This is a genomic window from Roseovarius sp. D0-M9 (assembly GCF_037083805.1).
Classification (GTDB): Bacteria; Pseudomonadota; Alphaproteobacteria; order Rhodobacterales; family Rhodobacteraceae; genus Roseovarius.
This window is the reverse complement of record NZ_JBAPKZ010000015.1, coordinates 1-12,788: the sequence shown is the minus strand read 5'-3', so window position 1 is coordinate 12,788 and position 12,788 is coordinate 1. Positions and strand designations below refer to the sequence as shown.

The 12,788-nt window shown below is 60.5% G+C and carries 14 protein-coding genes, 1 tRNA gene and 1 pseudogene; 3 read left to right on the top strand and 13 right to left on the bottom strand.

Annotation, left to right across the window (positions count from 1 at the left end):
• Positions 1–17: 17 nt before the first annotated feature.
• The 4 genes from V8352_RS11305 to V8352_RS11290 are packed head-to-tail and all read right to left on the bottom strand — an operon-like array spanning position 18 to position 4,387.
• Positions 18–1,322 (bottom strand): beta-ketoacyl-[acyl-carrier-protein] synthase family protein, encoded by a 1,305-nt coding sequence (locus V8352_RS11305; RefSeq protein WP_336424400.1) that lies wholly within the window; start codon positions 1,320–1,322, stop codon positions 18–20.
• Positions 1,319–1,576 (bottom strand): acyl carrier protein, encoded by a 258-nt coding sequence (locus V8352_RS11300; RefSeq protein WP_336424399.1) that lies wholly within the window; start codon positions 1,574–1,576, stop codon positions 1,319–1,321. The genes V8352_RS11305 and V8352_RS11300 overlap by 4 nt, the downstream gene beginning before the upstream one ends.
• Positions 1,577–1,623: 47 nt before the next feature.
• On the bottom strand, positions 1,624–2,715 hold the full coding sequence (gene lpxD / locus V8352_RS11295; RefSeq protein ID WP_336424398.1) for a UDP-3-O-(3-hydroxymyristoyl)glucosamine N-acyltransferase: 1,092 nt from the start codon (positions 2,713–2,715) through the stop codon (positions 1,624–1,626).
• A gap of 43 nt (positions 2,716–2,758) precedes the next feature.
• Positions 2,759–4,387, bottom strand: coding sequence for a L,D-transpeptidase family protein (locus V8352_RS11290; RefSeq protein ID WP_336424397.1), 1,629 nt, complete (start codon positions 4,385–4,387; stop codon positions 2,759–2,761).
• A gap of 386 nt (positions 4,388–4,773) precedes the next feature.
• Between V8352_RS11290 and V8352_RS11285 the strand changes: the two genes are divergently transcribed.
• From V8352_RS11285 to V8352_RS11275, 3 genes are all read left to right on the top strand, one after another.
• Positions 4,774–5,343 (top strand): YcbK family protein, encoded by a 570-nt coding sequence (locus V8352_RS11285; RefSeq protein ID WP_336424396.1) that lies wholly within the window; start codon positions 4,774–4,776, stop codon positions 5,341–5,343.
• Between the two features lie 79 nt (positions 5,344–5,422).
• A tRNA-Gly gene (locus tag V8352_RS11280) sits at positions 5,423–5,496 on the top strand.
• A gap of 193 nt (positions 5,497–5,689) precedes the next feature.
• A complete protein-coding gene (locus V8352_RS11275; RefSeq protein ID WP_336424395.1) occupies positions 5,690–6,022 on the top strand; it encodes a hypothetical protein in 333 nt (110 codons plus the stop codon).
• A gap of 75 nt (positions 6,023–6,097) precedes the next feature.
• Here the strand turns inward: V8352_RS11275 and V8352_RS11270 are convergent, their stop codons facing one another.
• The 9 genes and pseudogenes from V8352_RS11270 to V8352_RS11230 form a co-directional block, all read right to left on the bottom strand.
• Positions 6,098–6,805, bottom strand: coding sequence for a hypothetical protein (locus V8352_RS11270; RefSeq protein WP_336424394.1), 708 nt, complete (start codon positions 6,803–6,805; stop codon positions 6,098–6,100).
• 16 nt (positions 6,806–6,821) lie between these two features.
• Positions 6,822–8,210 (bottom strand): hypothetical protein, encoded by a 1,389-nt coding sequence (locus V8352_RS11265; protein ID WP_336424393.1) that lies wholly within the window; start codon positions 8,208–8,210, stop codon positions 6,822–6,824.
• A complete protein-coding gene (locus V8352_RS11260) occupies positions 8,207–8,380 on the bottom strand; it encodes a hypothetical protein (protein WP_336424392.1) in 174 nt (57 codons plus the stop codon). Before V8352_RS11260 ends, V8352_RS11265 begins: the two co-directional genes overlap by 4 nt.
• Positions 8,373–8,750, bottom strand: coding sequence for a hypothetical protein (locus V8352_RS11255; RefSeq protein ID WP_336424391.1), 378 nt, complete (start codon positions 8,748–8,750; stop codon positions 8,373–8,375). The genes V8352_RS11260 and V8352_RS11255 overlap by 8 nt, the downstream gene beginning before the upstream one ends.
• Before the next feature lie 300 nt (positions 8,751–9,050).
• A complete protein-coding gene (locus V8352_RS11250) occupies positions 9,051–11,402 on the bottom strand; it encodes a phage/plasmid primase, P4 family (protein ID WP_336424390.1) in 2,352 nt (783 codons plus the stop codon).
• Between the two features lie 90 nt (positions 11,403–11,492).
• Positions 11,493–11,735: a hypothetical protein gene (locus V8352_RS11245; protein ID WP_336424389.1), complete on the bottom strand. Its 243-nt coding sequence runs from the start codon at positions 11,733–11,735 to the stop codon at positions 11,493–11,495.
• Positions 11,736–11,848: 113 nt separating this feature from the next.
• On the bottom strand, positions 11,849–12,271 hold the full coding sequence (locus tag V8352_RS11240; RefSeq protein WP_336424388.1) for a hypothetical protein: 423 nt from the start codon (positions 12,269–12,271) through the stop codon (positions 11,849–11,851).
• The gene (locus V8352_RS11235) at positions 12,268–12,471 is read right to left on the bottom strand and encodes a helix-turn-helix transcriptional regulator (protein WP_336424387.1); all 204 of its coding nucleotides are present in this window, start codon (positions 12,469–12,471) and stop codon (positions 12,268–12,270) included. The genes V8352_RS11240 and V8352_RS11235 overlap by 4 nt, the downstream gene beginning before the upstream one ends.
• Positions 12,472–12,691: 220 nt before the next feature.
• Positions 12,692–12,788: pseudogene (locus V8352_RS11230) on the bottom strand (IS5/IS1182 family transposase); the annotation flags it as partial.

Here is a 12,788-nt window from a genome sequence, read left to right as displayed (position 1 = left end):
GGCGCCAGCTGCGCGCCCTACCCCGCCCGGCGCAGCGCCAGCACCGCGTTCAGCCCGCCAAAGGCAAACGCATTGCTGAGCGCGACATCGACATGTGCCTCGCGCGCCTCATTGGGCACGACGTCGAGCGCACATTCGGGGTCCGGCTCATCATAGCCGATGGTGGGCGCGATGACACCGTCCCGCAGTGCCATGATGCAGGCAAGAAGCTCGACCGCGCCGGTGCCGCCGATAAGGTGGCCATGCATTGATTTGGTCGAGGATATCATCAGCTTGTCCGCGTGGCGGCCAAACACGTCAGCGACGGCGGCGCATTCGGTCTTGTCATTGGCAGCGGTCCCGGTGCCGTGAGCGTTGATGTATCCCACCTCTTCGGCCGCGATGCGCGCATCGCGCAAGGCGCCTGAAATGGCGCGCGCTGCGCCCTCCTTGGAGGGCATCACGATGTCCGATGCATCCGATGTCATGGCGTATCCGGCCACCTNGCGCAAGGCGCCTGAAATGGCGCGCGCTGCGCCCTCCTTGGAGGGCATCACGATGTCCGATGCATCCGATGTCATGGCGTATCCGGCCACCTCGGCGAGTATCACGGCGCCGCGCGCGCGCGCGTGTTCGTATTCCTCGAAGACGAAAATGCCCGCGCCTTCGCCCTGAACCATGCCGTTGCGATTGGCCGAAAACGGCCGGCAGCCATCGCGGGACATGACGCGCAAGCCTTCCCACGCCTTGACCCCGCCAAAGCACAGCATCGACTCCGATCCCCCGGCTAGCATCACCGGGCACAGCCCGCCGTGGACCATCTGGAACGCCTGCGCCATCGCATGGTTGGACGATGCGCAAGCCGTCGACACGGTAAAGCTGGGCCCGCGCAGCCCCCAGGCCATGGACACATGGCTTGCTGCGGCATTGTTCATCAGTTTGGGCACGACAAAGGGATGAACCCGGTTCTTGCCGTCCTCATAGACGGTGCGGTAATTCTCATCCAGCGTCGTCATGCCGCCACCGGAATTGCCCAGAACGACGCCCGCTTTCAGCGCCAGCTCGTCGGTGAATTCAAGGCCCGACTGCTCGACCGCCTCGCGGGCGGCAATCAAAGTAAACTGGGTGAACCTGTCATAAAGCGCCAGTTGCTGGCGGCTGAAGGCAGTGTCGGGATCATATCCCTTGACCTGCCCGCCGATGCGAATGGCAAGCCGCTCGACATCGCGGAACTCCAGATCGCTGATGCCGCATTGCCCCTCGCGCATGGCGGCCAGCGTCGACGGCACATCCTGCCCCAGCGCATTGATGGTGCCCGCGCCGGTGATGACGACGCGCTTCACGACTGCTCGGCCACCAACCGCTGAACCCCTGCGACGATGGCGCCGACGGTCGAGATGTCAAAATCGCCTGCCGTCGGCTCGTTCGCGTTGAAAGGCACGGTGATGTCGAACTCTTCCTCGATGGCAAAGATACTTTCGACGAGACCCAGACTGTCGACGCCCAGATCCTCCAGCGTGCTGTCCAGCGCCACATCCGACGGCTCCAACATGGCCTGCTCGGCGATGATGGTGATCACGCGATCAGGAATACTCATGCAAGGTCTCCTTGGACGCCCGAGCCCGACTTCGGGGCTCGCTTCATCTAGTCACTCTGGCCGGACTTGAAAACCGATTTCTTGAGGGTTGCGACGTCCGAGACGAGCCGTCCGAGGCGGCGCATCTGTTTGTACATCTCGATATGGGCGTCCATCTTCATAGCCGGATAGCCCAGAATGACGCGGCCTGAAGGCACGTTCGACAGGATCTTGGTCCCGCCTCCCGCAATGACGTTGTCGCCGACAAAAAGGTTGTCACCGACGCCCACCTGCCCGGCAAGCACCACGTTGTTGCCGATGCGCGACGATCCCGCGATACCGACATGCCCGCACAGCAAGGTATCGGTGCCAACGACGACATTATGCGCGATCATCACCAGCGTATCGATCTTGGTCCGGTCGCCGATGACTGTATCGCGCACGGTGCCCCGATCTATCGCGGTGTTTGCGCCGATTTCGACATCATCGCCAAGTCGGACCGAGCCAAGGCTATGGATGCGCACATAGCTCTGTGCGGTGGCGCCACCTTGATCGCCCAGCGTCTCGCGGACGGCCTCGGCGCCGGATTTTTCAGGCGTGACAAAGCTGAAGCCATCGCCGCCCAACACCGCGCCGGGATGCATGATGACACGCGCGCCGACGCGCACCCGCGCGGCAATGCGCACTCCCTCGCGGATCAATCCGCCCTCACCGATGCGCGCATCCGCACCGATCGTGACCTGTGGTCCGATCCGGCAGCCTGCACCGATCTGCGCGCCGGCGCCGATCACGCATAGCGGCCCAACATGCACATCCTCGCCCAATACGGCGCTTTCATGAATGACCGAAGACGGGTGGATGCCATCCCCCCAGCCCTCGCCGAGGTCCATCATCCGCGTGAGGCCCGACATCGCAAAGCGTGGGCGCGGCGCGACGATGGCCGCTTCCAACCCCAGCGCATGCCAATCGGCGCCCTCCCAGATCAGCGCGGCGCGCGCGCGGCCTTGTGGGAGGGCCGCAGCATACTCTGGCTTGGTCGCCAGCGCCATGTCGGCCGGGCCCGCATCCGCAGGCTCGGCCAAGGCGTCCACGCGAATATCCGTGGCCCCCAGGGCCGTTGCGCCAAGCGCCTTGGCGATTTCTGCGATCGTATAGGACATGGACGCACCCCTCAGCTTGGCGACAGCCTTTCGGGGGCGATATCTATCCCTGAACGGCAGGCAGCGAAACCCCTGCCTGTTGCAGCGCTTCCCAGATCCGGCCGTCCCGACCATAGATGTCAGGGCGGTATTGCGCCGGGCCCTTGGCCGGGACGGTCGCGGTGCGGTAAATGATATGCACCGGGATGTGCTGATCGAGGCGCACTTGGGTCTGGCGACCTGAATTCAGGATCGTGTCGAAATACGTCTTGGGATCGCTTTCCTGTCTGGACAGGATCTCATAGGCGAAATCGAAGGGGCGTTGAAGGCGGATGCAGCCGTGGCTGAACGCGCGCACATTCCGGTTGAAAAGGTCCTTGGACGGGGTGTCGTGCAGATAGATGTTGTATTTGTTGGGAAACATGAACTTGACCAGACCCAGCGCATTGCGGTTCGAGGGCGGCTGTTTCAGAGCAAAGGGAAAGGTGCGAGCCGAGTAGGCGTTGAAATTCACATTCGCCCGGCTGACCTGCTGGCCGCGTGAATTGTAGAGTTTCAGATGGCTGACCGCGCCGCGATTGCGCTGCATCTGCGGCAGGTATTCCTTGACCGTGATCGAGCGCGGGACGTGCCAGACGGGATTGATCTCCATATACTCCATCTCGTCGGAAAACTCGGGGCTGCGCTGGCCCGAAGTATCCTTGCCGATAACGGCACGCGTCTCGAAGGTCAGGCTGTCGTCATCCATGATGCGGGCGCTGAAGTCGGCGAGGTTGACGAGGATGTGACGCTCGCCCAGTGGCTTGTTCAGCCAGCGCTCGCGCTCCATCGCGACATGGATCATCGGCAGGCGGGCCGAAATCGGCGCGTTGATCTCGTTCATGGTCGAGGCCCCGGCGGTGCCATCGGCGACCAGACCATGCGCCGACTGAAATTGTTGCACTGCTTGCTGCATGGCGATGTCGTATGTGCCGGATGCCGTTCGTTCCAGATAGCCCATGCGCATGAGACGGTCGCGCAGCGCGATCACCGCAGGCCCCGACTCGCCGGGTGCCAACGAAGCGGCGGGCACTTGCGCGCCCCAGCCCCCGGTCGCCAGCGCCTCTTCAAGGCGCGTCTTCTCTCGCATGAGGCGGGCATATTCCCCGGACTTTGGCGTCAATGCGCGAAAGAAACCGGCGGGCGGGCCATCGCTCGACGCAAAGCTGGTCAACAGGTCTTCATCGCTGCGCAGGGGCACCTTGCGCACGATGCTCGCATCGATGCGGGAGGGCGTCAGCATCCCGGTGTGCAAGTCGTGGGCAAGCCGCAGAAAGATGCGCGACATCTCGACTTCAACCGCGCCCAGATCCCGCGGCGTGCGCGCGGCGCGCATCATCGCCATGAGGCGCGGCGCATCATAGCGGCTGGCAGGCAGACCATGCGCCGGAGCATCGTCGATCGCCTGCATCAGTGCCTGGCGGCGGGCGCGTCCCACCTCGTCCTGTGCGGTCCAGATGGCGTCAAACCCATTCGCCCGATAATGCGCCGCCAGCCCGTCATCACGCGCGGCGCCCTCTGCGACCGCCTGTTTGAACGCGGTGACGCCCGCCACTGCGGGGTGTGGCGCGCCCAGGATCATCAGCGCGGCGATAGCGGTAAAGAACGCAGCGCGCGCTTTTGGCTTGGTCTGGAAAAAAGCGGCAATGGTCATGATATCCCCCGGCGGTCGAAAACCTTGGTCGTAAGTGTGCAGCCTTACCACTCAGCAGCCTGCATGCGCGATTGTCCATAAACTTTTGCGTGATATGCCGCCTCTGGTTGCGTCTGAGACCAAAACGCATCACCCCGGCGGCGGCGCCCAGGAGCGGCACGGTCAGATACATCCTCGACGGCATCTTTGCGGCAAGACCATGGCATGAGGGCCACGATGACTGGCAATTGCGCGGATTTGCGCCGAAAACCATTGCCTAAAAGAAAATTGGGAACCCTTTGCTTGGTTAGCGAATCTTAATGTGTCATAGCTAAATTCTCATCTGGGGGAAGATGAACGCCCGCGTTAAGCGGGGGTAGAAATTGAAGCGACGGACAGGCAAATCAATGACTGAATCAACGACGACCAGCCTGTCGCGGCGTGCGCTCTTGGGCGCATTCGCGGCAACCGCACTTGTTGCGGCTCCATCCAATGCAAACGCATTCGGGTTCTTGCGCGGGGCGGGCGATATTCGCCGCTTGCGCATGGTCTCGCCCCGCACGGGCGAGCGTATCGATACGATCTACTGGATCGAAGGCGAATACATCCGCGAGGCCGTGAACGAGATTTCAGCCTTCATGCGGGACTGGCGCACCAACGACGTCAAGGCGATCGACATTCGCACCGTCGACATCATGGTCGCCTCGCACAATCTGCTGAACACGTCCGAGCCCTACACATTGCTGTCCGGCTACCGCAGCCCCAAGACGAACGCCATGCTGCGCAGCCGTTCTGGCGGGGTCGCCAAGAATTCGCTTCACCTCCAAGGTCAGGCCGCCGATCTGCGCCTCGGGTCGCGCTCGGTCGGGCAAGTGGGCAAGGCGGCGATTGCCTGCCGCGCCGGCGGAGTTGGCAAATACTCGCGCTCGAACTTCGTTCACATGGACTGCGGCGCAGTGCGCAGCTGGGGCGGATAAGCCCCGGCCCGCAGTGCCTTGCGTCGCCGCGTTTTGACCTTGAATACCTGCCAGCCCAGGTGCTACCACCTTAGGCACGGCGGGTATGGTGAAAAGGTATCACGGCAGCTTCCCAAGCTTTAGTTACGGGTTCGATTCCCGTTACCCGCTCCAGATAAGCTCATAAGATACTGTTTTTTATAAATTTTGTTGAGCGCTTGCGAACAAAGCTGCCCTTCAATCTGCCCTTAATGAATTAGACATTTTAGCAACAAAAAAGACGGCTAGCCGCTCTCGCATGGCGTCTCTTGATTGACTCGCAGCAATCCTTTTGTGAGCGTATGTTTCTCTGAACACTGGGGAAATTATGAAAATACGAATTGCAATTGCAGCCGCTACTTTAGTCACCGTAGCGGCATGCGCACCGCGGCCAGATCAAATCGCTGCTGTCGAAGTAGGTAGCAATGAATACCGGGGATATTCCTGCGCACAACTTTCAGACGCAGAGCTTCGATATACTCAAGCTCTGACAAACTTGAGTGCTAGCCAGAACAGGGCAGCCAGTGGCGATGCTTGGGGGGTGTTTCTTTTAGGCCTGCCAATTTCCAGCATGTCGGGCGCAGACAATGAAACCAAGATAGCTGTCACCAAAGGTCACATTCAATCCATCGAGCGTGAGAAGGTGCGGAAAAACTGTTAAGGCTTACAGGCAAATCAGGTGATCAGTCGCTGCTCTTGGCAGCGGTGGCTCCCTGATTTGTCGTAATATGCGGCCCTACTCCTGAATCGCTGACGAAAAAGACTGATTAGCCTGTTCGGCTGCTTCTTGCGCCCGAATGAATGCTTCAACGGCCCTTTCGTCCTGCGAATCCTTCGCTACCTTCTCGGCAGATCGTGCCACGGCGTTCAGCGCGCTGTCAGTCTCTATAAGCGTTTCCAACTCCCCCACAACGTCAGGTGCAACGGCGTGCTCGTAAGATGTCCGCATCTCGCGCATGAATTTCGGATCCATCCCCGTCACCAGCGGGTCGGCGTTGAAGAACGCGCTTAGAATTTCGCTTTTCTTTTCCTTCACTGCAACGCGCATGACCTCGCGCCGGTCCTCAGCGTCCATCGAACGCACTACCGCGCGAAACTCCGATTGCCGCATGATGTCAGGCAAGCTTTCCGGTGGCTTCAAGCCGGCGCGCTCCAAGAGCGTTTCGCTCAGTCGAGCAGTATGGCCGTTCAAGATGTCATTGGCCCGCTGCCGTGTCGCTTCCACCGCCTTTTGCAGCTTCACCCCCGCGTCATGCGTCTTTTTCATGTGCAATGCGTCATTGTCGGCAGGGTTGCGGTTCAACGCCACGCCTTCCAGCGATTGGACGGCACTGTGCAGCCGCCCGATTTCCCCGATGACCCGCGTTGGGCCATCGTAGTTGCGCCCCTCAAGACGGGCAATTTCGCGCTCCAGGATTGCTTTGATTGGCCTCGAATACTTCATGGTCTTTCCTTTCTTTCTAAAATGGTAGTGGGGTTACTTTGAGGGTTCCGCGCCGCGACTGTGCCACCGTCACCAGCCCCGCAACCGCGTTTGCCAAGTCGTCATGTCCACCGGGTGGGTGGTCGATCATGTCTCGACCGCTGCGCCCCGTGCGGCGCTCCAGCCCTGCCAACTGTCGGGCCAGCTTCTGATCGGGTGGCAATTCCAATGACCCCGAATTCATCGCGGCCAGCAATTCGATATAAAGCCCGTTCCGGTCCAGTTCGGACACGACATAGGTGATCCCGTGCTTTTCAAATTCATCGCGCGGCCATCGGCCCGCGTATCGGTCGCCTGTCACCCGCCGAATGCCGTAGCTTTTCAGAAAGCCCGCGTATTCCTTCGCAATCTCAGCCGGTGAACCGTGCAGGCCACGCACCGCGTCGACAACAACCGCGTCGCCATCCCGGTGGCCTATTGCAACGGTGAATTCATCCGCACCGCCGCCCGCCGGGTCGGTGAACGCCACGTATCGGGTGCCACTCGCAAACGGCAGCTCCTTGGGCTTGGGCCGGGTGGCTTGTTCGATCAAATCCGGGTTGATCAGGCTCGCAATGTCTGACCGGAATTGCGCAAGGTATTCCGCCGATGCCCGTGCGGCGTCGTCTTTCATCGCGTCGTCGATGACACGTTGCGGCAAGAGCGGGTTCATGGTTCGGCTTGGTGCCTGCGCCACCAGCACCGGGCTGTCATGCCCAAAGTGCCGCTTGTATGCGTTCCACAACACGCCCCGCCGCGCGTAGGGCGATGACAACGCCACCAGCTTACCGCCAAGCGTCGCCAGTGCAGGGCGCAGCGCCGCGACGATCTCAACATCTGGGTTTGCACCTTCAATGTGCCAGAACGCGATTTCGTCCAGTATCGCAGCCGACAAGGTGTAGCCCCGCACCGCCCGGTGCGATGCCGTGTGAACCTCGATTGCCGCGCGGTTGGTGAATTCGATTGCTTCGGAGTTCTCGCGCAACACCAAGCGGCGCAACATCGGGTTTTCATTCACCAGCCCTGAGATGTAGCGCATCACGGCCCGCGCCTGTCGCCGGTCGCTGGCAATGACCATGCAAGTTGCAACCTCGCCCGGTGCCAACTTGTCCCGGTGATCCGTGAAGCAAGCCTCATAGATTGCCAGAAGCCCCGCAACGTGGCTCTTGCCGCCCCTGCGCCCTACGGCCAGCCATAGTTCATCATGCGGCCCCGTGGGCGCTCCTGTGCGGCCTGTCAGCGTCTTGAAGGTGTCTGCCCCGGTGTCGTCCAGTTCCAGCCCATAGAAGCCCGCCAAGAGCGCGCGCCATCCTTCGAAACTGTCACCGCCGAACGTGTCGCCAAATAGCTTCCGGTCGGTCATTGCGTCGATAATGGTGGCTGTCATCGACCGCCCTCGATTATGCGCGGGGTTGCCTCGACCCTTGCGTTGATGCGGCGCGCCGTTTCCAGCTTGGCAATCTGCTCTGCCTTAGCGCGCTGCTTATCCGCCTCAGCTAAAGACTTTCGCTTTTCCACGCGTGCGGCGCGGCGTTCCTTGGCCGCTTTTTCATCCATCCGCATGGCCTGCCCCTCGGTTGATGTAGTCAGCAAGGTGTGGCGTCACGTCCCGCGCAAGACGATCAAGCCCCAGATCGGCCAGCAGGCGGCGCAGTGCGTTCGAGATGGTCGCGTATTCCGCTGCATCGAATTCTGCACCGCTTGCAAGTTCCGTCTCGCGCTCCTCGCACCAGCACGCCAGCGTTGCAGCCCGTGCCAATAGTTGCCGCTGCGCCTCGGTCAGATCGCCGCCAAGGTCGGTTTCAATCCCGGTTGTGATTTCACGAAAGCGGCGCGCCATCATCGAACGGCCATCAACGCCAGCCAAGACAACCGCACCAGTTCCCCGGCGCGTTCTAAACTCTGGCGGTGGTGGTGCTTTTGCCATGCTACTTGCGGCCTTTGTTACGCCTTAAGGGCAGATTGTAGGGCGGTTTACAGAAGTATTGCACATCAACGCTTTGTAATCATTGATTCATCACGTTAATTCGGCGTTCATATTGGGAACCGAACCCAGTTCAGTAGAAAAAACCGTGAAGTTGGGCTGAATTTTCCATTAAGTCCAATGCGAACCCGTCAAGCGGTGCATATGACGCTTATGACGCTTGGCCCCATATCTACCGTATAGAGAAATAAGTTTGAAAATTCCCTATACGGTCAATAAGGACGAAAGCGTCATAAGTGTCATTCACCGAATTTTCAGCCCGATAAATCCCCGTCCGTGTGGGCGTCGGTGGTCCTGAAAACCTCTTGATTTGAGTTCCTTACGCAACGTGTGCAGCGTCCAAGCGTGAAGCCCTTGTTTCTCGCACCAGAATTTGAATTGTTCGTGCAGGTCCGTTGTCGTCACAAAGCCAGCCGGATCGGTCATCGTCGCGTCGATCAGGAATTGCCCCAACGTGTCCTCGTCATCCATGTATTCGGTCGATGCCGCCGCAACCTTGGCGGGCACATCCAGCCCCTTTTCGAGCCAATGCAGTGCCCCCTCTATGGCCCATCGCAGAATTTCCGGCCCTTCCGCCTTCAACTTGTCAGCTAAGCCCCTGTCTCGCTTCTCAGGCGGTATGGTGACAAGGAAAGGCACGAGCACGACGCGAGCGCGAATAGCCTCATCAACGCCACGGAAAGACGGTTGATTGTTTCCTGCAATCATCAGGGTCAGTTGCGGGTCGAAGTCGAAGAAGTCCCCGCGCATGAAACGGGCGGTCATGCGATCCCCGCCGGTTAAGTCCTTGATGACGGATTCGTCCCAAGTCTTGCCAACTGGCAATTCACTCCCCGCCACCAGCCGCGCGCCCTGTAGCCCCGCCAAGCCGGTGGCGTGCTTGTCGCCTTGCGTGTTTAGGAACGTCTCAGCAGCGGCCCTGCGGGCGTAGTCGGCCCATATGTGGGTCAGGGTGTTCAGGAATACCGACTTGCCGTTGCGGCCCGTGCCATAGAGAAACAGCAGCTTGTGTTCCGTCGTCAGCCCGGTCAGCGCATAGCCCGCCACGCGCTGCATGAATTCTACAAGTTCGGCGTCACCGTCAAAAATCTCGTGAAGGAAGGTCAGCCACCGTTCCGGGCTCGTTCCGGGTTCAGCAGGTCGGCAAGCGGTCAGCTTGGTTATCATGTCCCCGCGTTCGGCTTGGCGCAGATTACCCGTGCGCAGATCCACGGTGCCACCGGGCGTTCCCAATAGCAGACGGTTCGCGTCGAAGGCGTCGGGGTGCACCACGCTTGCCGGGTTCGATCTGGTTAGGCTTTCGACGGCTGCAACAGTGTTCTTACTGCGCATGGTCCGGGATTGATCCTTGGCCCATCGGCGCAGCTTGTCGCCTTTGTCCTCGCCTTCCGTGTCGTCGATCTTAGCGGCCTTGCGTTCGGCCCAATCTGTCAGATCAACAGCCCGCTCGCGCAGGAAGGCGCGCGTTCGGGTCAGGTGGTCCAACTTGTCGTCAATCTGCCATCGGGTGCCATCCCAGAAAAGCCACTTGCCCCAGCTTGCGACGTGCCGGGCGTCGCGGTCGAAACTACGCGCGCCCAGATCGCTCGCCAATGCGTCTTGGCTCAGGTCGATGTCGTCGGGCGCGTTCGGACGCGGCTTTTGGTCCGCTGTCGCCGCCCCTGCGCCCGTGCTTCGCTCTTTTGGTCCGCGCGGCGTCGCTGCGCCCGCCTGAAAGCCGCTTTCAATAGTTGCGGCACTCTCGCCCGCTTCCAGCCCGATGCCCGCTGCGGCAGCGCTCATGCGTCCCTTTACCATATCTGCGGATAAGCCGCCCCCGGCCACGATCTGCCCCAGATTGAAGGCGCAGCGATTCAGCGCTGCATTGCGCGCGCCTTCTGGCGCTGCCAGCAGCTTTGCAAGTTCTCCTTGCAGTGCCTTGTCGGCCCATGCGGTCGCGCCGCCGGTGTCGATCTGAACGCGCGCGGGACTGGCCCGCTCTGATAACTTCGGCATCTGGGCTTGGCGTATCCGGCTCAAAAGCCACTCCGGGCAATCGGCCAATTCGAAAAAACCGGGGGGATTTTTCCAGCTATAGGCTTTGCCGGTGCCCGGCTTGATCGTTGGCGGTGCCAGCACCATTCCGCCATCGCCCCGCACGTCGATACCGGATGCCAGTTTGCTTTCGCTGTTGCGGATATCCAGATCATCGGGCCAGCGGAAATAGATGTGCCAGCCGCCGCTCGGCGTCGTGGCCTCAATTGTGTGCGGCAGGGCACCATGTTCCTCGATCCAGCCGCGCAGCGTGCCCACGCCATCCTTGTCGTGGCCTTCGGGCGTGTCTGCGTCGATCACGAAAAACCTACTATCCGTGCCGGTGGCGATACCCAGCAGCGCCTCGGGAAATTGCTGCCAGTAAGAGCGGATCGTTTCAGGGTCGGTTGTCGCCCCCCAGCGCGCGCCGCCGTTGGCTTTGCCTGCAACGTATGAGCGCTTGCTGCCGTCCTTGATCCGGGCGGGAAACACATGCCAGCCACGCGCGGCGCATTCCAGTGCAGCGGCGGCGCATTCCAGTGCAGCGGCGGCGGTAGTCGGAAAGGTGTCTTGCACATTCATTGGCCTACCCCCAGATCAGGGCGCAAAGCGCGGATGCCTGGGCCTCGGTCAGCCCGTGAACGCGCATCAACATTCTGATTTGAAGTTGCCTCATCGCGCGCCCTCCACCAGTTCGAGCGGGTCGTAAAACCCCGCCCCCTCGACGCGGGCCAGCACGCGGCCTCGGTCGTCCTTTAGAACGCGGTCGGGGTCGCAGTTGCAAAGTCGCTCGGCTGTGTAGATCGCGCACCAGTCGTCATGCTGGAATTCGACGTGATAGATATGTCCGCGCTTGATGAATTTGCGGCGTTCTGCGGCCCATGCTCGGCGGGCCTGTCTAGTTGTTTTCTTCATGCCTTAACCTCGGGATATTGCCGAAGGTGGCGGGCGGTGCTAAAGCTAAGGACCCAAGAACCCTTCTTGTGAATCCTGTAACTGCCCCGTCCGCGCCCCTGCGGGCGGGTTTTTTATTTTGACGGGTTATCGATCTCGGGCAGATTGGCGGGTTGCAGCGCCGCGCGCAGGCGTTCGTTTGCCTCGCGTGTGTTGCTCATACTGGCGCGCTGCGCATCCACCGCTGCCCGCATGATCCGGTGCAGGTTCGTTGCGTCCGTATTGTCAAAGTCGGGGTTCGCCAACGCGGTGCTGGCAATCTCCAAAACGGATTCGACAAAGCCCGCAGCGTCGTCAACGTCGATCATGGTATCGCTACGGATCAGGCACGCATTGGCACCCTTTGCCGCTTCCATCGGATCGCTCGGCAACTTGGCTTTAGCCTCGTTCTCGCGCATCTGCGCTGCGTCGATAGAAAGAAACTCGAATTCACGACGCGAAAGCGATTTCAGCTTTTCGACGGCCTCGTCGGGAAGGTCAGACAGGTTGAGGTTCATGCCGCCACCTCGCGGCTTGCTTCCCACGCTTCCAGATCGGACAAGCGCCAGTAGTTCAGGCGGTTGATCTGGATCGGCTGCGGAAAGTTCAGTTCAGCGTCGCGCACCCACCGCCAGATCGTGACGTGTGATTTCTGGTAGCGCGCTTGGACCTGCGGCCCTGTGAGGAATTCGGTTTGCTTCTGAGTTGCGGTTTGCATGGTGCATCCTTTCGATTGCCATGCCCATCAACATCACCAAATTTCGCGTGCTTTCAAAAGGTGTTCAGTCCCAATTACAATCTTGTTGGGACCTAACGCTTCTGTCTTCCGTTTGACCAAGTGACCCAATGCTTTATTTGATTGGGAGTAACGCCAAATTCGTCAAACAGTTCTTTCTTTGCTATTTTTGAACCGCCGCGACCATATTTAGGGTCAGGACTCACAGCCAATAGATCACGGTGGCGGCGAGTGCGATGGCTGACAGAAACACCTTCGGGCACCTGTCGTATCGAGTTGCGACGCGTCGCCAGTCCTTG